18 protein-coding genes are annotated in these 20,032 nt (G+C 61.0%); 10 read left to right on the top strand and 8 right to left on the bottom strand.

From position 1 onward, the window contains the following. Positions 1-129: 129 nt before the first annotated feature. Complete coding sequence (locus RHSP_RS03410) at positions 130-450, top strand: 2Fe-2S iron-sulfur cluster-binding protein (RefSeq protein WP_004109029.1); 321 nt, start codon at positions 130-132, stop codon at positions 448-450. A 443-nt stretch (positions 451-893) separates the two neighbouring features. On the opposite strand, the gene RHSP_RS03405 is transcribed toward RHSP_RS03410, so the two are convergent. After that, positions 894-1,517 carry a DUF922 domain-containing Zn-dependent protease gene (locus tag RHSP_RS03405; protein ID WP_037149389.1) on the bottom strand — a complete coding sequence of 208 codons (624 nt, stop codon included), beginning with the start codon at positions 1,515-1,517 and terminating at the stop codon, positions 894-896. Positions 1,518-1,609: 92 nt separating this feature from the next. On the opposite strand from RHSP_RS03405, the gene folP reads away from it, so the two are divergent. The 3 genes from folP (at position 1,610) to folK (ending at position 3,423) form a co-directional block, all read left to right on the top strand. Then, complete coding sequence (folP, locus tag RHSP_RS03400) at positions 1,610-2,479, top strand: dihydropteroate synthase (protein WP_051074035.1); 870 nt, start codon at positions 1,610-1,612, stop codon at positions 2,477-2,479. A 61-nt stretch (positions 2,480-2,540) separates the two neighbouring features. After that, positions 2,541-2,912, top strand: coding sequence for a dihydroneopterin aldolase (gene folB / locus RHSP_RS03395; protein WP_004109018.1), 372 nt, complete (start codon positions 2,541-2,543; stop codon positions 2,910-2,912). Next, a complete protein-coding gene (folK, locus tag RHSP_RS03390; RefSeq protein WP_004109015.1) occupies positions 2,905-3,423 on the top strand; it encodes a 2-amino-4-hydroxy-6-hydroxymethyldihydropteridine diphosphokinase in 519 nt (172 codons plus the stop codon). The genes folB and folK overlap by 8 nt, the downstream gene beginning before the upstream one ends. A 61-nt stretch (positions 3,424-3,484) precedes the next feature. Here the strand turns inward: folK and RHSP_RS03385 are convergent, their stop codons facing one another. The 4 genes from RHSP_RS03385 to RHSP_RS03370 form a co-directional block, all read right to left on the bottom strand. Beyond that, complete coding sequence (locus tag RHSP_RS03385) at positions 3,485-4,036, bottom strand: hypothetical protein (protein WP_004109012.1); 552 nt, start codon at positions 4,034-4,036, stop codon at positions 3,485-3,487. A gap of 104 nt (positions 4,037-4,140) precedes the next feature. Continuing rightward, a complete protein-coding gene (locus RHSP_RS03380; protein WP_004109009.1) occupies positions 4,141-5,226 on the bottom strand; it encodes a YcjF family protein in 1,086 nt (361 codons plus the stop codon). After that, positions 5,223-6,698: a YcjX family GTP-binding protein gene (locus RHSP_RS03375; RefSeq protein ID WP_004109006.1), complete on the bottom strand. Its 1,476-nt coding sequence runs from the start codon at positions 6,696-6,698 to the stop codon at positions 5,223-5,225. Before RHSP_RS03375 ends, RHSP_RS03380 begins: the two co-directional genes overlap by 4 nt. 111 nt (positions 6,699-6,809) lie before the next feature. Then, complete coding sequence (locus RHSP_RS03370) at positions 6,810-7,301, bottom strand: SixA phosphatase family protein (RefSeq protein ID WP_004109004.1); 492 nt, start codon at positions 7,299-7,301, stop codon at positions 6,810-6,812. Between the two features lie 280 nt (positions 7,302-7,581). On the opposite strand from RHSP_RS03370, the gene dksA reads away from it, so the two are divergent. Together dksA and tnpA are read left to right on the top strand one after the other, a co-directional pair. Next, positions 7,582-8,001 carry an RNA polymerase-binding protein DksA gene (dksA, locus tag RHSP_RS03365; protein ID WP_004109001.1) on the top strand — a complete coding sequence of 140 codons (420 nt, stop codon included), beginning with the start codon at positions 7,582-7,584 and terminating at the stop codon, positions 7,999-8,001. Positions 8,002-8,184: 183 nt separating this feature from the next. Continuing rightward, positions 8,185-8,619 carry an IS200/IS605 family transposase gene (gene tnpA, locus RHSP_RS03360; protein ID WP_004109033.1) on the top strand — a complete coding sequence of 145 codons (435 nt, stop codon included), beginning with the start codon at positions 8,185-8,187 and terminating at the stop codon, positions 8,617-8,619. A 110-nt stretch (positions 8,620-8,729) separates the two neighbouring features. Here tnpA and RHSP_RS03355 read toward each other — a convergent pair whose 3' ends face one another. Then, positions 8,730-9,656, bottom strand: a complete 927-nt coding sequence (locus tag RHSP_RS03355; RefSeq protein ID WP_004108998.1) for a flagellar biosynthetic protein FliO — start codon at positions 9,654-9,656, stop codon at positions 8,730-8,732. 251 nt (positions 9,657-9,907) lie between these two features. Between RHSP_RS03355 and cckA the strand changes: the two genes are divergently transcribed. After that, positions 9,908-12,565, top strand: a complete 2,658-nt coding sequence (gene cckA, locus RHSP_RS03350) for a cell cycle histidine kinase CckA (protein WP_420820083.1) — start codon at positions 9,908-9,910, stop codon at positions 12,563-12,565. 251 nt (positions 12,566-12,816) lie between these two features. Beyond that, positions 12,817-13,836, top strand: coding sequence for a tryptophan--tRNA ligase (trpS, locus tag RHSP_RS03345; protein ID WP_004108989.1), 1,020 nt, complete (start codon positions 12,817-12,819; stop codon positions 13,834-13,836). Between the two features lie 104 nt (positions 13,837-13,940). Here the strand turns inward: trpS and RHSP_RS03340 are convergent, their stop codons facing one another. After that, entirely contained in the window at positions 13,941-14,867 is a 927-nt protein-coding gene (locus RHSP_RS03340; RefSeq protein ID WP_004108988.1) for a pseudouridine-5'-phosphate glycosidase, read from the bottom strand. Positions 14,868-14,913: 46 nt separating this feature from the next. Continuing rightward, the gene (locus RHSP_RS03335; protein ID WP_004108987.1) at positions 14,914-15,858 is read right to left on the bottom strand and encodes a carbohydrate kinase family protein; all 945 of its coding nucleotides are present in this window, start codon (positions 15,856-15,858) and stop codon (positions 14,914-14,916) included. 239 nt (positions 15,859-16,097) lie between these two features. Between RHSP_RS03335 and recA the strand changes: the two genes are divergently transcribed. Both recA and alaS read left to right on the top strand, forming a co-directional pair. After that, positions 16,098-17,186, top strand: coding sequence for a recombinase RecA (gene recA / locus RHSP_RS03330; RefSeq protein ID WP_004108986.1), 1,089 nt, complete (start codon positions 16,098-16,100; stop codon positions 17,184-17,186). A gap of 172 nt (positions 17,187-17,358) precedes the next feature. Next, complete coding sequence (alaS, locus tag RHSP_RS03325; RefSeq protein ID WP_004108985.1) at positions 17,359-20,019, top strand: alanine--tRNA ligase; 2,661 nt, start codon at positions 17,359-17,361, stop codon at positions 20,017-20,019. The last annotated feature ends 13 nt before the right edge of the window (positions 20,020-20,032 follow it).

Here is a 20,032-nt window from a genome sequence, read left to right as displayed (position 1 = left end):
AATCGCCAAAGTTTCTGCGCCGCCGGACGGGTCAAACCGTTTCGGCGGCGCAAATGTTGACTGCCCTGGCGAATTGTTGGAAGTAAAATTCCAGATCGTTCTTCACTCACGCATTTGGAATTCAGTTACATGACCAAACTGACCATCGTCGCCTTCGACGGCGCACGCTTTGACCTTGATGTCGACAACGGATCCACCGTTATGGAGAATGCCGTGCGGAACTCCGTCCCCGGCATCGAAGCCGAGTGTGGCGGCGCATGCGCCTGTGCCACCTGTCACGTCTATGTCGATGAGGAATGGACCGAGAAGGTCGGCAGCCCCGAGGCGATGGAAGAAGATATGCTGGACTTCGCTTTCGATGTCCGACCGAACTCGCGTCTCTCCTGTCAGATCAGGATGAAGAGCGCCTTTGATGGACTGGTTGTCCATGTGCCTGAGCGTCAGGCCTAATGCTTTTCGGGCCGCGTGCTCTTGGTTTTGTGTTATTCTGCCGGCTGTGAAGTTTCTCGCCCACACCAAAAAGATGCCCCGCTCAGCTGGTGCAGCGAGCGAGGCTAGGCGGGCGCATCACTACAGGCAAGGGAGGAAACACCTGCAGCTTCAGGACGCGCCAGGAGAACACTTAAGCGCATGCTTTGAAAACAAACCCTGACTGCGCCGAACAGCGAGTAAGCCCGACGGCGCAGGCACTCAAAATCGCTCCGTTTCGAGATACTGCCCGGTCTTATGGAATCATCCGGTGCATTTCTCTGTGTCTGATAGAGAAAACCTATTTCAGATTCTCGTAAAGTTCAAAGAGCGAAGTTAGCCGACGATTCACAGATATAGTGGCCGTTTTCACACAATTGCCCAGGTATCGGTGGTCATATTAGTGAAATAGAAGCTCCCGCTGCTCATTGTGGTCTGTTTTGCCGGGTGCGATAGTACAGTAATCTCTGCATGCGGCTCTGGAAGTTGATCGCTTCGATGCGGTCGAATCTGGCCTGATCCGCGTCGTGGCGTTCGGTCTCCTGCGCCGTGACGGCATTGGCTCTTTCCTGAAGCGTGTCGCAATTGGCGGCTGGCCGCAGAGCCAGGATCTGTCTTTCCATCTGCTCGGCGTGCTGACGGGCGATCTCGACGTGCCGGTTCTCGTGGCGGCGGATATCGGCGGCCAGCGTATCCCAGATCATGGAGATCTGCTTGCTTGCATTGCGCCGATCGCGCCAGCGGGGCAGGATGATTTCCGTAGTCACCGTCACTTTAACGCCGGAAATGTAGCATCGTCCGCCTGACTCGCTATAGGTGGCGTTGCCGCCGAAGCGAATCTTCGTTGCACCCGGGTGATGGCTGCTGGAGCCCATGGCAAGCGGTCCGCGCTCGTTCAGCGACGCATCGAGCTCGTCGGCGGTGCTGCCCTTGATGTCGAAATAGGAAATGATCTTGCGGGAAACCACCTCGGCCCTGGCCATGTTGGGCATGCAGAACGCAAGCAATAGAGCGCACGAAATACTAAACTTATGGGATGCAAGCGGCATTCGTGTTGCTACCATGTTGAACTTCGGTGAACCTTGCGGCATAGCCACTGTGAGCGCAATATCAAGCGCAAGGTTTTTTCATTTTCAATGGGATGGAACGGTTGGTGACTGAGCTTCGCAGCCAAACCTGGCATGTCGCGCATGGGCGCAGCCTCGATGTCGGCCGTCAGAGCGCCATCATGGCCATCGTCAATGTGACACCGGATTCCTTTTCCGATGGAGGGCGCTACGAGGCGGTCGATGCGGCGGTTGCGCATGCGCTGGCCTGCGTCGAGGAAGGCGCTGCCATTATCGATGTCGGTGGCGAATCGACAAAGCCCGGCGCCGATGCAGTCAGCGCAAGTGAGGAGCAGGGGCGGGTGCTGCCGGTCATCGAAGCATTGCGCGGCAAGACCGATGCGCTGATATCGGTCGATACCTACCGCGCCGATACCGCACGGATGGCGATTGGAGCCGGCGCGCATATCGTCAACGATGTCTTCGGTTTGCAACGCGAGCCGGATATAGCTGCCCTGGCGGCACAGACGGGTGCCGGGCTTTGCATCATGCATACAGGCCGCGACCGGCAGAAGCTGCCCGACGTGATCGACGATCAGCTCCTGTTCCTCAACCGCTCGCTTGACATTGCGGCTGCCGCAGGCGTCGACAGGCAGAATATCGTGCTCGATCCCGGTTTCGGCTTTGCCAAGGAGAATGCGGAGGAGAATCTCGAGTTGATGGCGCGGTTCAACGCGCTGCTCCGGTTCGATCTGCCTCTTCTGGTCGGCACCTCGCGCAAGCGCTTTGTCGGCACGGTCACCGGACGCGATGCTGCCGACCGAGACGCGGGGACAGCTGCTACGAGCGCGATCTTGCGTCTGCAGGGAGCGGCTCTATTCCGCGTGCATAATGTCGCAATCAACAGGGATGCGCTGGCGGTTGCGGATGCTATTCTCAGGACGCGCGCGAGACTTAAGGCATGATCCCGAAACATGGGGAACGGTTTTCGAACGCCGTCGTGCCTGTTCGAAACGGAGGGACGCCATGAGCGTTGTGACATACACGATTACTTTGCAGAATTGCGCATTCTTCGCCCGACACGGCGTGCATGACGAGGAGGAGTTCCTTGGTCAACGCTTCTTTGTCGATGCGGAACTCGATGTGGAGGCTGGCGACGCGCTGGAGCGCGATTCGATCGACGATACCGTCAATTACGGCATCGCCTTCACCGTCATCGAGGAGATCGTCACCGGCCGCCGTCGCTATTTGATCGAGGCGCTGGCGCTCGATGTCGCCAAGGAATTGTGCCGTCGCTTCCCGAGCATCCGGCGCGCGAAGATCACGGTGCGCAAGCCCAATGCCCCGGTTCCGGGTGTTCTCGACTACGTACAGGTGAGCGTTGAGCATTTTGCCTGAGAATAAAGCGGTGCGGGCGACGCTCGGTCTGGGCGGCAATCTGGATAATCCCGTGCGCGCCATGGCGCTTGCCTTGCGCGCGCTGGACGCGCGTGACGATTGCCAGGTGGTTTCGGTTTCGCGGCTCTATCGCACGCCCCCTTGGGGCAAGACGGATCAATCCTTCTTCTACAACTCGTGTGCCGCGGTCGATACGACCCTGGCGCCTGAGGCTCTGCTCGATGTCTGCCTCGACATAGAGCGTCAGATGAAACGGATCCGGATCGAACGCTGGGGGCCGCGGACGATCGATATTGATATCCTGACCTATAGTGATTTGGAGCAAGTGGAACCGCTGCTGTCCATCCCGCATCCACGGATGACCGAGCGTGGTTTCGTGCTGATGCCGCTGGCCGATTTTGCTGGCGACCTCATCGTCGAGGGCCGCAGCGTCAAGGACTGGTTGCACGATGTCGATATCGAAGGGATCGAGATCGCGGATACGAGCCAGGATTGGTGGCGATCCGCCTGACCTGAAATGAGAAAGGCCGGCAAATATGCCGGCCTTCGAACGTTGGGCTCCGCGCCCGAATTTACTGGATCGATCCGACCGCTATCGGATCGACATCGGCGCGCTTCAGGGTAACGCCGATGACGGGCACCATCTGTTCGCCGACCTTGACCGAAATCGTGACGTTCATCGACTTGCTGTCGGAAACGCGGGCGATCATCGCGCCGTTGAGCTTCTGGCGATTGAGGCCGAGAACGACGGTGCCGTCGTTGACTGTGCCGGAGGTCACATCAAGTCCCTTACCGGCTGCGCCATCCAGGAACTTTCCGGAATAGGAGCCGCCGCTTTGGGTGATTTCCGCCGACATCGGTTGCTGGAAGACGCCGACGCGGCAGGTGCCGTCGAGCTTCACGCCGGCGCTGCTGCCATCGACCGGCTTGCCTGTGAGGCTGCAGGTGAACTTCGTGCCCTTGTACTTGCCGGCGACGATTTCGCCCGGACCGTTCCATGAGCCGGAAACCGACTGGAAGAATGCCTTGTCGCGGGGAGCCGCGTCGGCTGATTGCACCCAAGCACCGGTGGAGAGGGTCGCGGCGGCAAGGCCGCTTACAAGAAGAAATTGACGCGAAAACATGGACATTCCCTAGCGAGGCGGAACGGTGAAACTGGTTCTCACTTTTGCCTCAGAATGGTTAATGCTTGGTTTCCGGAGCTCGGCGGCGCCGGATTTACGGGCGTTTAGGTTGCGGAGCGACCGGTGACGTTTGGCGTGAGATCGCCGGCGAAGTCGGCAATACCGGGCCGCTTGAGCGCCTTGAAGGAGAGTGGCCGGCAAAGATCCATTGCGGCAATGCCGATTCTGGCCGTCATCATGCCGTTGACCACGCCTTCTCCGAGTCGCGCCGAGAGCTTCGACGCCAAACCGTGGCCGATCAGCTGCTGGACGATGCTGTCGCCAACCGCAATCGAGCCGGTGACGGCCAGATGGGCGAGCACGTCGCGCATCAACCTGATCATGCCCAGCGTGCCGGGCCTGCCGCCATAGAGCTCCGCCATGGCGCGAACCAGCTTGGCGGCCTCATAGAGAACGTAGAGAATATCGACGAGGGCGCGGGGACTGACGGCCGTCACGACCGAGACGCGTTTCGAAGCGCCGAGAATCAGCGCCCGGGCGCGACGGTCGAGCGGGCCAAGCAGCTCACGTTCGGCGAGCTCGATCAGCTGCGGCGCGTCGATGATATCGTCCTCGGCCGCCTTCAGCGTTGCGCGTCCCTTTGCCGTTTCCGGATTGGCCTCGAGAATGGTGCAGAGGCGCGTCACAAGCGCCTTGGCCCGTGCCGGACGTGTCTCGACGATGGCGGCTTCCGCCTCCGCCTTGATGGTCTGTACCGCGGCCAGCCGCATCATGCCCGCGGTTTCCCTGACGACGATGGCAAGCACGGCTAAGATGCCGATGGCGACCGCGGCAAGGGCCGTATAGCCGAGCCAGTCGGCGCGGCTGAACAGGTTGCGGATCAGCTGGTCCGTCCAGAGCCCGAAGGCGAGTGATATCAGCACACCGAGAGCGCTTAGCGCTATCTTGCCGAAGGAGAAACTGCGGCGGCGGGGCTTCGCGCCGGCAAGTCGGCCAAGCGTCTGATCGGCGGCAGAGTTGATGAAAGGATCTTCTTCGTCCGGTGTCAGGACGATTTCCGTAGCGAAGCTCTGCGGCTTGCGGCGCAGGATTTCAGGCTCTTCCTTGGCGGTCGCATCGCTCGGCTCCACGGAAAACGCGGCCGGGCGACGGGCAGCGGTGCTGGGATGGTTTTCGGTCGGTTTCGTCATGCGAGACGGTCTCCGAACAGGAACTGCATGGCGCGATCAAGCCGGATATGCGGCACCGATAGCTTAATTCCGCCGCCGGTTTCATCGAGCTCCGGCGGGCGGAAGCGGACGACATTCACGTCCGGCAAGTGGACCTTGGCCCCATCGGATTCAAGAGCTTCGAACAGCCAGCGCGGATTTTCAGGAAGATCGCCCGGGAATACCGCCGTCTTGCGATTGCCGTCGAAGGTCTCGCCGGCAATCGTTTCCTTGTCCATCGGCGTGCCGACGATGACGGGAAGCGTCTCCCCGTCGCGCGTAACCGTCGCCTCACGGGTGGCGCGTACGGAGGCGATGGCCATGACTTCGATGCCGGCGCCGGCCATGCCGATGCGGTCGACCGCGCGCTCGACGAGGCGGCGGGTCAGCGCCTCCAGCCGGTCGTGGCTCTCGTGGTGCAGGTGGTCGGCCTTGGTGGCGGCAACCAGCACGCGGTCGATGCGCCGGCCAAGCAGCGAGGAAAAGAAGGAGTTGTTACCGGGACGGAAGCAGGCAAGCACGTCCGTCAACGCGCGTTCGAGATCCTGCACGGCTTCCGGACCGCGATTGATGGCCTGCAGGGCATCGACGAGCACGATCTGGCGGTCGAGGCGGGCGAAGTGCTCGCGAAAGAAGGGTTTGATCACGACCGATTTATAGGCCTCGTAGCGGCGCTCCATCATCGCCCATAGCGAACCCTTCGGGGCGCTGCCCTCGGCTGGAAGCTTCAGCGGCGCGAAAGTGAGGGCAGGCGAGCCATCGAGATCGCCGGGCAGCAGGAAACGCCCGGGCGGCAGCGTCGAGAGCGAGCGCTCGTCGGATTTGCAGGCCTTCAGATAATCGGCAAAAGCGGTGGCAAGATCACGCGCCTTCATTTCGTCGGCGGGCGCAGCGATATCGGCATTTTCGGTTATTGCCAGCCAGTTGCTGGACAGTTCGGCGCGAATGCCGGTTTCGGCCAGCGCCAAGGTCTCGTCGCTGAAGGCTCGGAAATCTTTTCCGAGCAGGGGGAGGTCGAGCAGCCATTCGCCCGGATAATCGACGATATCGATGGAAAGGCGGCCTGGAGAGAACAACCGGTTCCAGCCGCTGGCGCTTTGATAATCCAGCGTGATGCGCAGCTCGGAGATCGCGCGCGTCGAATCCGGCCATATGCGCTCTTTGACCAATGCGCGGATATGATCCTCATATTGAAAGCGCGGCACGGCATCGTCGGGCTGGGGCTCGAGGCGAACCGCCGAAACGCGGCCTGATTGCACCGGCTCGAACAGCGGCAGACGGCCGCCATTCAGCAGATTGTGCACCAGCGACGAGATGAAGACGGTCTTGCCGGAGCGGGAGAGGCCCGTGACGCCAAGCCGAACTGTCGGGTTGACGAGCCCGGCCGCACGATCCGCGAGATTGTCGAAGGCGATGAGGGCGTCGTCGGTGAAGGAGGTCAGGCTTGGCGGCAAGGCGGGATCCCTGGGTGACAGCGTGACCGTGAATATAGGTAGCGAATCTTGCGCGGAAAAGATGAGCGGGCCAAGCGAACGGCTGCGCTGGTTCGCTTCAGATGCTTATCCCTATTTGGTGACAAAATCCGTCAGCGACCAGCGGGGCGAAGCCGCATCGACGACGGCGAGGCCGGCTGTCGGAAAGCCGTGCGGAAGGGCCGCTGCCAGAGCCTTGCGGCCGATCAGGGCTTCCAGCGTCTGCTCGATCGTCGGATTATGCGCCACGAGCATGACGGCTCCTTGATCCTTCTGCGACGCAAGCAGGGAAAGATAGGTGTCCAGCGTTCCGTTATAGACCGCATCGACAAAGCGGAACTCGGTGGAGGGGCTGACGATGCGGCGCATGGCCTCGGCCGTCTGACGGCAGCGCAGCGCCGTCGATGAGATGATCAGATCTGGCTTGTAACCTTTCTCGATAGCCTCGTCGGCCACGATTTCCGCCGCCGCATAGCCCTTGCTGCTTAGAGGACGATCGAAATCCTTCTGTCCGGGCGCCGCCCGCTGAGCCTCGGCATGACGCAGGAGATAGATCCTTGATGGCGGCGGCGAGATTTTGGTCATGATGAAATCCGAAGCTCTATTTCATCAATGAGGTAGCGTCTCCTGGGGCGTGCCGTCAACCGCGCAGATATCCTCCGAATCGAGCGGGGAACGCCGGCTCGCGCAGAGGTTACCGACACGCCAAATTTGGGTCGTTGCCAATATATGACGAAAAAATAGACACTTAGCCGAAATTTATGACAAATTTAAAAATCAGTTGACAGCCTCTATTTGGCTTGAACCGGCACTATTGGTTGGGATATACAGCCCGCCATATGAGATGTTCTTCAGGAGAATCGCGTTGAGTGAGAAGATCGATCTTAGCAATTACGTGCCCTCGGAAGACGAGGAGTTCATGAACCTAAATCAGCGAGCTTATTTTCGAGCGAAGCTGATCGCCTGGAAAAACGATATCCTTAGAGAAGCGCGCGAAACCCTGGACCATCTGGCAGAAGAAAGCGCAAACCACCCCGATCTCGCCGATCGGGCATCCTCAGAAACAGACCGAGCCATCGAACTTCGTGCTCGCGACCGCCAGCGTAAACTTATCTCGAAAATCGACGCTGCATTGCAGCGTATCGAAGACGGCACTTACGGCTACTGTGAAGAAACCGGCGAACCGATCGGCCTCAAGCGTCTCGACGCGCGGCCGATCGCCACCTTGTCGATCGAAGCGCAGGAACGTCATGAGCGCCGCGAGAAGGTCTATCGCGACGAGTAGCGGAACGGTTGATCTCGGCCAGGACAAACACAAAAGGCACGGCGCTCTATGCGTCGTGCCTTTTTGTTTGCGAGCAAGATAAACCTCCACCTACGGTGGAGGACTGGACGAGTTCTACACGGTAGTTGAGAGACCTCCTGCTTGAACTGCTGGCGTGGCCCAGACTTCGAACAAGGAGGTTCTATGGATGAGCAAACGCTCTCGCATGCGACGTGGGACTGCAAGTATCACGTTGTTTTTGGCAGCAAATACCGCACGAAAAGACTCTACGGGGACGTACGGCGTGAGTTGGGAGAACTCTTACGTCGGCTGGCACAGCAAAAAGGCTGCCAGATCGAAGAGGGTCATTTGATGCCCGACCATGTGCATATGTTGATCTCGATCCCGCCGAAATACTCGGTTGCGCATATTGTCGGCTTTTTGAAGGGGAAGACGGCGCTTTACGTCGCCAACAAATATGCCCGCAAGCGGCGCTACAAGGGCTATCACTTTTGGGCGCGTGGATACTTCGTGTCGACGACTGGCTACGATGAGCAGGTCGTCAGACGTTATATCCGTAATCAAGAAAAGGCCGACAAAGCTTCCGACTTTGCCGACCTCTTTAATCCTAGCTACTAACTTATAGCAAAACCGCTTCTAGCGGTTCAAGCGCAGCGTTTCAAACCTCCACCTCTGGTGGAGGTCATGACTCGCGTGTCTTTTGATTCGAAAGTGTTTCGCGCCGCGCCCTATTTGTCGCGGCTAACGCTCATTTCGCCGAAGATGCGGGCGACTTCCTTCTGAAGGGCGCTGTCCGCTCCGGTCATCGGGGCGAGTTCGGGCTCGACGCGCTGCGCCGGGACCGGGCTTTGCGTGGGCGCGGTTACCGGCTGTTGCTGAACTTGCCGCGGCGGCGGAGCGTTTGGAATGATCCGTTCCGCTGTCAAATTCTTCGACATTTCCGCTTCGAGCAGGCGCTGGAAATCACTGCCGACATCGGCGGGAGCGGCAACGGGGGCAAGCGGCGTGATGGTTGGCTCGACCGCTGCCGGTCGTACAGGCTGAGGCGGCAGGACGACATGGCGAGCGGCGTCCAATATGTCGGCGGCTTCGGCTTCAGTGATTGCGGGTGCCGGCTGCGGTGCGCGCTGCGGCGACGGTGCGGCAGGCAGAGGGGCACGCTCGACCGGCTGCGGCGCGGGCCTTAGCGGCGTTGGAGTAGCCCCTTCGGCCCGCAGATAGGCTTCGATCTTTTCCCCTGTCGACTGCTGCTTTTCTGCGGGAAGCGCAACGGGCGGGCTATCGAGTTCGCCGGCCGTCTGCCGCGGCTGCAGCCGACTTTCGAACGCGATCGGACCGTCGAGCGCTGCCGCTGCTCCTGCTCGCGAGGGATCGGAGATGCCGGACTCGATGACGATATCGGTCGGGCCGCCGATCATGATGAGATGCTCGATGCCATCGCGCCGGACGAGCACCAGACGGCGGCGCGCATCGACGGCGGCGGCATCCAGCACCTGCAGGCGCGGCTGGCGGTTCTTGCCGCCGCGCACGAAGGGCGATGGCGCCCGGTTGCGCACAATCCAAAGAATGGCGATGAGTACCAGGAGGGCGAGTCCGACCCCGCCGGCTGCAAGGAAAAAGCGGCTGCCATAGGCTCCGGCGATGTCGTCCCACATGTCGAGATACTCCGTATTTGTCCCCGATGTCGCGGCCTATGCGCAACTACAGTAAGGTAGATGCCTTGACCTTGGACTTTCTATGCGGCGATCATATGGACAGGATCAAGCCCGATACAAGATGTGATTGCTGCCCCTTGGGCTCTCTTGCTTGTGAATTCAAGCCTTTCTGGCCCCGTAACGCTTTTTGCCGATGACGCAAATTGGTAAAGAAGATTCGAAAGGTCCGACTCTGGCGATCCGAAACGTCTATGACATGTCGCGAGGAGAATGGCGGAGACGAGGGGTTTATGACGAAGCAGCGTCCGTCCGACGAGTATAGCGTGCCGCTGGTGGATGGCGGGGTTCGTTCCGGAACTGCGCTGCGCATCATCCTGCTTGCGCTCGTTCTCGTGGCCGCGGCGGTTGCCTTCGTCGTCTTCAAGAGCCAGCTCGACAATGAAGCCGTGCTTGGCGGGCTTGGCATCCTTGCCATGGTCGGTATCTTCTTTCTGGTCTCCTCGATCATCGGTTTCGTCGAGGTCATGCCGCAGCCGCAGTCCGACAGCCTGGCGCGTTCGTTCCTGAACAGCCATCCGGATGGCACGCTGATTACGGACGAGAAGGGCCGCATCGTCTACGCCAATGCCGCCTACGGACGGCTGACGGGCGCCACCAAGGCGACCGAGGTGCAGTCGCTCGAGACCCTGCTCTCCCGTAACCGTGAATCAAATGAAGCTCTCTATCGTCTGGCCAACGGTTTGCGTGACGGCAAGGAGGGATCGGAGGAATTTCGGCTGCTGAAACCGCTCGGCCCCTTCAATGGAATCGGCCAGGGAGCCCATTGGTATCGATTGAAAGCACGTGTTCTGCCGCCGGAGCAGGGCGGCAACAAGACGCTGCACATCTGGCAGATCACCGACATCACCTCCGAGCGCGACGATCAGGAACGCTTCTTCAAGGAACTTCAAAACGCGATCGATTATCTCGACCACGCGCCGGCAGGGTTCTTCTCCGCCGGTCGCAAGGGCGAGATTTTCTATCTCAACGCGACGCTGGCCGAATGGCTCGGTTTCGACCTGACGAAGTTCGTGCCGGGATCGATGACGATCGGCGATCTCGTGGCCGGCGAGGGGCTGGCGCTGATCCAATCCGTCCAGGCGGAACCCGGTTTAAAGAAGACGGTGACGTTGGATCTCGATCTGCGGCGCTCCAACGGCCAGAGCCTGCCGGTACAGATCGTCCACAGCGTGACGTCGATGCGCGATGGCGCCCCGGGTGAAAGCCGCACGATCGTATTGACGCGGCAAAATGGCGGCGACACCGAGCAATCGGCTTCGGCGGCGGCGATGCGCTTCAGCCGGTTCTTCAACAATACGCCGATGGCGATCGCTTCCGTCGATGGCGCCGGCCGCATTCTGCGCACCAACGCGCCGTTCCTGAAGCTCTTTTCCGATCTGGTCTCCCGCGACGATATCGAGCGCGGTGCGGCACTTGAGACTGTCGTCAACGAGAGCGACCGGTCGCGGCTGCATCAGGCGCTCGCCGCCGCCAAGGATCGGCAAGGCGATATCCCGGCGATCGACTCCCGCAATCCTAAAGACGAGACGCGGCATTTCCGCTTCTATATCAACGCCGTCATCGACCAGACCGACGAGGCACCGGAAGAGGCCGCCATCGTCTACGCCGTCGAGGTGACCGAGCAGAAGGCGCTCGAGACCCAGATGGCGCAAACGCAGAAGCTGAATGCCGTCGGCACGCTTGCAGGCGGCATCGCGCACGACTTTAACAACGTGCTGACCGCCATCCTTTTGTCTTCCGACCATCTGCTGCTGCAGGCGCGGCCCTCCGATGCCAGCTTTGCTGACCTGATGGAAATCAAGCGGAACGCCAATCGCGCGGCCGTGCTGGTGCGGCAGCTGCTCGCCTTCTCGCGCAAGCAGACCATGCGGCCGACCGTTCTCAACCTGACCGACGTGATCGGCGATCTGCGCATGCTGGTGGACAGGCTGCTATCTGGCACGCACGTCAAGCTCGACGTCGATTACGGCCGGGATCTCTGGCCGGTGAAGACCGATCTGTCGCAGTTCGAGCAGGTGCTCATCAATCTTTGCGTCAATGCGCGCGATGCCATGCCCGGCGGCGGCACGCTGACGCTGCGCACGCGCAATCTGCTGGCGGCCGATGTCAGCGCCTTCAATTATCCCTATCTGCCGCATGAGGACATGGTGCTCATCGAGGTCAGCGACACCGGCACCGGTATCGCGCCTGAAATCATGGACAAGATTTTCGAGCCCTTCTTCACGACGAAGGAAGTGGGCAAGGGCACCGGTCTCGGCCTTGCGATGGTCTACGGCATCATCAAGCAGTCGGGAGGCTATATCCAGCCGGAATCGGAGGTCGGCAAGGGAACGACCTTCCGCATCTTCCTGCCGCGGCACATTGTCGAAATGCCTGCGGTGACGGAGGCGAAAATGCCGGAAAGCCGCGATGTCGCGGCCATGGATCAGAGCGTTGCGGCGGTCGTTCCGGCAGAGGAGCCGGCCGACCTGACCGGCAAGTCCGCGGTCGTGCTGCTCGTCGAGGATGAAGAGGCGGTGCGTCGCGGCGGCAAGCGCATGCTCGAGACCCGTGGCTATACCGTCTATGAGGCCGGCTCGGGCGTCGAGGCGCTCGATATCATGGACGAGCTCGACGGGCAGGTCGATGTCGTCGTGTCCGACGTCGTCATGCCTGAGATGGACGGTCCGTCGCTGCTGCGCGAGCTGCGCAAAAAATATCCGGATATGAAGTTCATCTTCGTCTCGGGCTATGCCGAGGACGCCTTTGCCCGCAATTTGCCGGCCGATGCGCAATTCGGCTTCCTGCCGAAGCCGTTCTCGCTGAAGCAGCTTGCCGTCGTTGTGCGCGAGACGCTGGACAAGAACTGACTTATGTCGCACAAGAGGTTTGCGGGTGAGGGGCGATGTTCGCGCCTCCTGTTGCCGAGAGTAGCGCAAAGATGCTATCAGCTTGCGCATGATCGACCTTGCCAAGCCTATTTGCCGTTTCTGGTGGCGCTCCTTTTAGGAGCGGCAGTCGTCATATCTTGAAATCGACCCTGCCGCCGTGATCCGGCAGGCATAGGTTTGTTTCCGTTTTTCCTTCCCGATTGCGGCGGCTCCTTTTGCGGAGCAACGAAATGTTTTCCCCCACCGATACCCGCCCCGTCATCCTGACGGGCGATCGGACCACAGGTCCGCTTCATCTCGGCCATTATGTCGGTTCGCTGAAAAGCCGCGTCGCGCTTCAGCATAGCCACCAGCAATTCCTGTTGCTGGCGGACACTCAGGCACTGACCGACAATGCCAGTGATCCCGGGAAGGTTCGCCGAAATGTCCTCGAAGTCGCCACCGACTATCTCGCCGTCGGCATCGATCCCGCGCTGACGACGATCTGCGTTCAATCCGCCTTGCCGGCGCTGGCGGAACTGACGCTGCTCTACCTGAACTTCGTCACGGTCAGTCGTCTTGAGCGCAATCCGACGATCAAGACGGAGATCCAGCTGCGCGGCTTCGAACGCGATGTGCCGGCCGGCTTTCTTTGCTATCCGGTTTCACAGGCGGCCGATATCACCGCTTTCAAGGCATCGGTCGTACCGGTCGGCGAAGATCAGGCGCCATTGATCGAGCAGACCAATGAGATCGTTCGCCGTCTCAACCGGCAAATCGGCCGCGATATCCTTGTCGAGGCCGCGGCCATGGTGCCGAACGTTGGGCGTTTGCCCGGTGTCGACGGCAAGGCGAAGATGAGCAAGTCCCAGGGAAACGCCATTCCGCTTTCCGCCTCGCCCGATGAAATCAGCGATGCGGTGCGGCGTATGTATACCGATCCGGATCATCTGCGCGTCAGCGATGCTGGAAAAGTCGAAGGCAATGTCGTCTTCACCTATCTCGATGCCTTCTGCGAGGACCGGCAGTCGGTCGATGACATGAGGGCGCATTATCGGCGCGGCGGGCTCGGCGACGTCACCCTCAAGAGACATCTGGAGGACATTCTTCAGGCGCTGCTTGCACCGATCCGCGAGCGCCGGGCACGCTATGCCGCCGAGCCGGACTATGTCATGGGGATCGTGCGCGAGGGGACGCGAAAGGCGAGGGAGCGGACGGAGGCGACGCTCAAAGAGCTGCGGTCAGCCCTGGGTCTGTTTACTTTGGCCTAAGCAATGCCGGGAGAGGCGCGCAATGCTTTCCCGCTCGGACCTGAAAAGAAGACGGCCTGCCGTTTCGGTGAAACGCCAGGCCGCGCTATAGCTTAGGGCTCTAATTATTCCGCAAGCGCGACAGCGATTTCAGCGGCCAGGCGCGCATTGTTTTCGACAAGCGCGATGTTGGTCTTGAGGCTGCGGCCTTCGGTGATATCGAAGATCGTGCTGAGCAGGTAGGGCGTAACGGCCTTGCCGGAAATTTCGTCGCGCTCGGCGCTGTCGAGGGCGCGTTCGATATAGATTTCCATCTCCTCGCGCGGGATCTCGTCGGCTTCCGGAACGGGGTTGGCGATCAGCATGCCGCCATCGATGCCGAGCTGTTCGCGAGTCGATTGGAAGTTGGCGATTGCGGCCGGGCTGTTGAGCGTCAGCGGGCTTGCCAGACCGGAAGAGCGCGACCAGAAGGCTGGGAATTCGGTGCTGTCGTAGGTGACGACCGGAACGCCGCGGGTTTCGAGCACTTCGAGCGTCTTCGGAATGTCGAGGATCGCCTTGGCGCCGGCGCAGACGACGATGACGCCGGTGCGGGACAATTCTTCAAGGTCGGCCGAAATATCGAAGCTCTCTTCTGCGCCGCGGTGCACGCCGCCGATGCCGCCGGTGGCGAAAACCTTGATGCCGGCGCGTGCGGCCGCGATCATGGTGGCGGCAACGGTGGTTGCGCCGGTGCGGCGCTCGGCGATCGCAAAAGCGAGGTCGGCGCGCGAAACTTTCATTGCGCCCTCCGTCTTGGCGAGGGCTTCCAGCTCTTCCGGCTCAAGTCCGATATGCAGGGTGCCGTGAATGACGGCGATGGTTGCAGGCACCGCGCCTTCCTGCCGGATGATCGCCTCGACGCTGCGAGCCATCTCGATATTGCCGGGATAGGGCATGCCGTGAGTGATGATGGTCGATTCCAGGGCCACGAGCGGCGCGCCGCGCAGCTTGGCGGCGGCAACTTCCTTCGAATAGGAGATCGGAAGCAGCGGCGAGATAGGTTGAGTCATTGTCGTTTCCAATTCACTGAAACAATTTACGCGTCTTGAAGAGGCTTCATGACAGAATTTCGGCCTTGGGAACAAGGGCCAAGGTGGTCTTTAGCAGCTCGGGGGAGAGATTTTCCGCGGTCGCATAGGGCGACTGCACGGTGATCGCCGCGGCGGCTGCGCCATGGCGGACGGCTTCGCCGAGATCGTGGCCGGCAAGCAGGGCCGAGAGCACGCCCGAAGCAAGCGAATCTCCCGCTCCGGTGACATCGGCGACATTATCGACGATGGGCGGCTGCAGGCTGACGATCGCATCATGGGAGAAAGCGACCAGCGCGCGCTTGCCGCGGGTGATCACCCCATTGCGCAGGCCGAGGGCACGCAGCGCCTCCACCCATTCGCGCGGATCTTCCGGGCGGCTTTCGGTCAGCGCGGCGGCCTCCGCCTCGTTCAGGAACAGATAGTCGATGCCCGGGAGGCTTGGCTTCAATCGCACGACCTTTGCCGGCGAGATTGCAATGGCTGCGACGGGCTTGCCGCTGAGGAAGGCCTTTGTCGCAATCGTCGCCAAAGTCTCGGCCGGCAGATTGGCGTCGCAGAGAATGAGGTCGGCCTCATCGAAAGCCTCGCGAACGGCGCGAATAGCCAGACGGCGCGGGCTGAACAGCTTGTAGAGTTCCATGTCCGCAAGGGCGATGACCAGATTTCCGTCGTGTTCGAGGATTGCGGTGTAGCTCGGCGTTTTGCGGTCAAGGAAAACGAAGGGCCTGTCATCGATGCCGGCATGGCTGGCGGCCTCCGCAACCATCTCGCCCGAGGGATCGCCGCCGCGCGGCGAGATCATCCGCACGTCGAAGCCGAGGCGGGCGAGATTGCGCGCGGCATTGAAGCCGCCGCCGCCGGGCTCCTCGAACCAGGCTCCCGGATTGCTGGCGCCCGGCGCGGTCTCGCCGAAGATGCGTCCGCGCCGATCGATATGGGCACCGCCGAGAACGAGAATCTTCTTCGCCATATGGTTTTCCTCAGCAATCAAAAAAGCGAATCGAGCGGCGCGCCGACATGATGGAACCTATCGTTCCGCATATGTAAGTATCTGGTAAGAAACGACAAAACAAAAGTAGAACGGAATTCATTTTGCCTTTTTCTTTCAATTGCTTGTTGTGCTCTTGCGACAAGAGAACAAATAGAGTACAGAATTCTCATCAGCGGCGACATTGCTAGAGCGGCTTCAATAACCTAAAGGTGGATCGAATGTCTCAGAATTCTTTGCGGCTTGTAGAGGACAAATCGGTGGATAAAAGCAAGGCACTTGAAGCGGCACTCTCTCAAATTGAGCGGTCGTTCGGCAAGGGCTCGATCATGAAGCTCGGCTCAAACGAGAACGTGGTCGAAATCGAAACGGTTTCCACGGGTTCTCTGAGCCTCGATATCGCGCTTGGCATTGGCGGCTTGCCGAAGGGGCGCATCATCGAAATCTATGGGCCGGAAAGCTCGGGTAAGACGACGCTGGCGCTGCAGACCATTGCAGAGGCACAGAAGAAGGGCGGCATCTGCGCCTTCGTGGATGCGGAACATGCGCTCGATCCGGTCTATGCCCGCAAGCTCGGCGTCGACCTGCAGAACCTGCTGATCTCGCAGCCGGATACCGGCGAGCAGGCGCTTGAAATCACCGACACGCTGGTGCGCTCCGGCGCGATCGACGTTCTCGTCGTCGACTCCGTCGCGGCCTTGACGCCGCGTGCGGAAATCGAAGGCGAGATGGGTGACAACCTGCCGGGCCTGCAGGCTCGTCTGATGAGCCAGGCGCTACGCAAGCTCACGGCTTCGATCTCGAAGTCGAATACCATGGTGATCTTCATCAACCAGATCCGCATGAAGATCGGCGTCATGTTCGGCTCGCCGGAAACGACGACGGGCGGCAACGCGCTGAAGTTCTATGCCTCGGTTCGTCTCGATATCCGCCGCATCGGCGCGGTCAAGGAACGCGAAGAAGTGATCGGCAACCAGACGCGCGTCAAGGTCGTCAAGAACAAGATGGCGCCTCCCTTCAAGCAGGTCGAGTTCGACATCATGTATGGCGAGGGCGTTTCCAAGACGGGCGAGCTGGTCGATCTCGGCGTGAAGGCCGGCATCGTCGAAAAGTCCGGCGCTTGGTTCTCCTACAACAGCCAGCGCCTCGGTCAGGGCCGCGAAAATGCGAAGCTCTTCCTGCGCGACAATCCGGATCTTGCACGCGAGATCGAATTGTCGCTGCGCCAGAATGCCGGCCTGATCGCCGACCGCTTCTTGCAGAATGGCGGTCCGGATTCCGGCGATGAAGGCGACGCCGCCGGCGAGTGACGGTTTTCGGGAGCAATTCCCGGCTTGATTTGAGATTAAATGCTGGAACCGGCCGCATTGTCCAAGAGATGTGCGGCCGGTTTTGTTCGTGCGGCTGGACAGCGCCGGGAGCGAACGATAAAAGCCACTGACTTTGAAGCAAGTTGTTGACGGCAGTACTGAAGGGCCCCCTATGAGCGGTGTAAATGAAATCCGGTCGACCTTCCTCGACTATTTTAAGAAAAACGGCCACGAGATCGTGCCGTCGAGCCCGCTCGTACCACGCAACGATCCGACATTGATGTTCACCAATGCCGGCATGGTGCAGTTCAAGAACGTGTTCACCGGCCTGGAGCCGCGTCCCTACACGACGGCCTCGACGGCGCAGAAATGCGTACGCGCCGGCGGCAAGCACAACGACCTCGATAATGTCGGCTACACTGCGCGCCACCACACCTTCTTCGAGATGCTCGGCAACTTCTCCTTCGGCGACTACTTCAAGGAGCGCGCCATCGAGCTTGCCTGGAACCTGATCACCAAGGAATTCGGCCTCGATGCCAAGCGCCTGCTGGTCACGGTCTATCACACCGACGACGACGCCTATAATCTGTGGAAGAAGATCGCCGGCCTTTCCGACGACAAGATCATCCGCATCGCCACCAGCGACAATTTCTGGGCGATGGGCGATACCGGCCCCTGCGGTCCCTGTTCGGAAATCTTCTACGACCATGGCGATCACATCTGGGGCGGCCCCCCAGGTTCTCCCGAGGAAGACGGCGACCGCTTCATCGAGATCTGGAACCTCGTCTTCATGCAGTTCGAGCAGGTTACCAAGGAACAGCGCATCGACCTGCCGCGCCCGTCGATCGACACCGGCATGGGTCTCGAGCGCGTTGCCGCCGTCCTGCAGGGCAAGCATGACAACTACGATATCGACCTGTTCCGCGCGCTGATCGAAGCCTCGGAAGAGGCAACCGGCGTCAAGGCCGAGGGCGAGCATCGCGCCAGCCATCGCGTCATCGCCGACCATCTGCGCTCCTCCGCCTTCCTGGTTGCTGACGGCGTGCTGCCGTCGAACGAAGGCCGTGGCTATGTTCTGCGCCGTATCATGCGCCGCGCCATGCGCCACGCGCAGCTGCTCGGTGCCAAGGAGCCGCTCGTCTGGAAGCTGCTGCCGACGCTGGTTCAGCAGATGGGCCGCGCCTATCCCGAGCTGGTGCGTGCCGAAGCGCTCACATCCGAGACGCTGAAGCTGGAAGAGACCCGTTTCCGCAAGACGCTGGAGCGCGGCCTGTCGCTGCTCAACGATGCAACCGCGACACTGCACAAGGGCGACAGCCTGGATGGCGAGACCGCCTTCAAGCTCTACGACACCTACGGCTTCCCGCTCGATCTGACGCAGGACGCATTGCGCGCTCGCGGCATCGGCGTCGATATCTCCAGCTTCACGGATGCCATGGAGCGCCAGAAGGCCGAAGCGCGCTCGCATTGGGCCGGCTCCGGCGACAAGGCGACCGAGACCATCTGGTTCGAGCTCAAGGAAAAGTTCGGCGCATCCGAATTCCTGGGCTACGACACGGAAACGGCCGAAGGCGTCATCCAGGCGATCGTCAAGGATGGTGTCGCCGTCGATAGCGCCTCTGCCGGCGACAAGGTGCAGATCGTCGTCAACCAGACGCCGTTCTACGGCGAATCCGGTGGACAGATGGGCGATACCGGCGTGATTGCGAGCGACCACGGCAAGCTCGCCGTCGGCGATACCCAGAAGAAGGGCGAGGGCCTTTTCGTTCACAGCTCGGAAGTGTCCGAAGGCAAGATCAACGTCGGCGACGCCGTCGTCCTGATGGTCGATCACAACAGGCGCTCGCGCCTCAGAGCCAACCACTCCGCCACCCATCTGCTGCACGAGGCGCTCCGCGAAGTGCTGGGAACGCATGTGGCGCAGAAAGGTTCGCTGGTTGCGCCCGAGCGCCTGCGCTTCGACGTTTCCCATCCGAAGCCGATGTCGGCCGAGGAGCTGAAGGTCGTCGAGGATATGGCCAACGAGATCGTGCTGCAGAATTCGCCCGTCACGACCCGCCTGATGAGCGTCGACGATGCGATCGCGGAGGGCGCGATGGCGCTGTTCGGCGAAAAATACGGCGACGAAGTTCGCGTCGTGTCGATGGGGCAGGGTGTTCGCGGCGCCAAGGCCGGCAAGGCCTATTCCGTCGAGCTTTGCGGCGGTACGCATGTCTCCGCCACCGGCCAGATCGGTCTCGTGCGCATTCTCGGTGAAAGTGCCGTCGGTGCCGGCGTGCGCCGCATCGAAGCGGTTACCGGCGAATCCGCGCGCGACTATCTCTCCGAGCAGGACGAGCGCGTGAAGAGCCTGGCCTCGACGCTGAAGGTCCAGCCGGGCGACGTCGTTTCGCGCGTCGAATCCCTGATGGATGAGCGTCGCAAGCTGGAGCGCGAATTGGCCGATGCCAAGCGCAAGCTTGCCATGGGTGGCGGCCAGGGCGGCTCCGCCGACGCGGTGCGCGACGTCAATGGTGTCAAGTTCCTTGGCAAGGCGATCTCCGGCGTCGATCCGAAGGATCTGAAGGGTCTGGCGGATGAGGCCAAGGCAGGTCTCGGCTCAGGCGTCGTGGCGCTGATCGGCGTCTCGGAAGATGGCAAGGCCAGCGCCGTCGTTGCCGTCACCGAAGACCTGATCGGCCGTGCGAGCGCCGTCGATCTCGTCCGTATCGCCTCGGCCGCTCTCGGCGGCAAGGGCGGCGGCGGCCGTGCTGACATGGCCCAGGCCGGCGGCCCGGATGGCGCCAAGGCCGACGAAGCCATCGAGGCGATTGCTGCGGCACTCGTCGGCTAAGAGCCTGCAATTT

Source organism: Rhizobium freirei PRF 81, from assembly GCF_000359745.1.
In the GTDB taxonomy this organism is placed as follows: Bacteria; Pseudomonadota; Alphaproteobacteria; order Rhizobiales; family Rhizobiaceae; genus Rhizobium; species Rhizobium freirei.
This window is presented reverse-complemented; position numbering and strand designations above follow the sequence as displayed.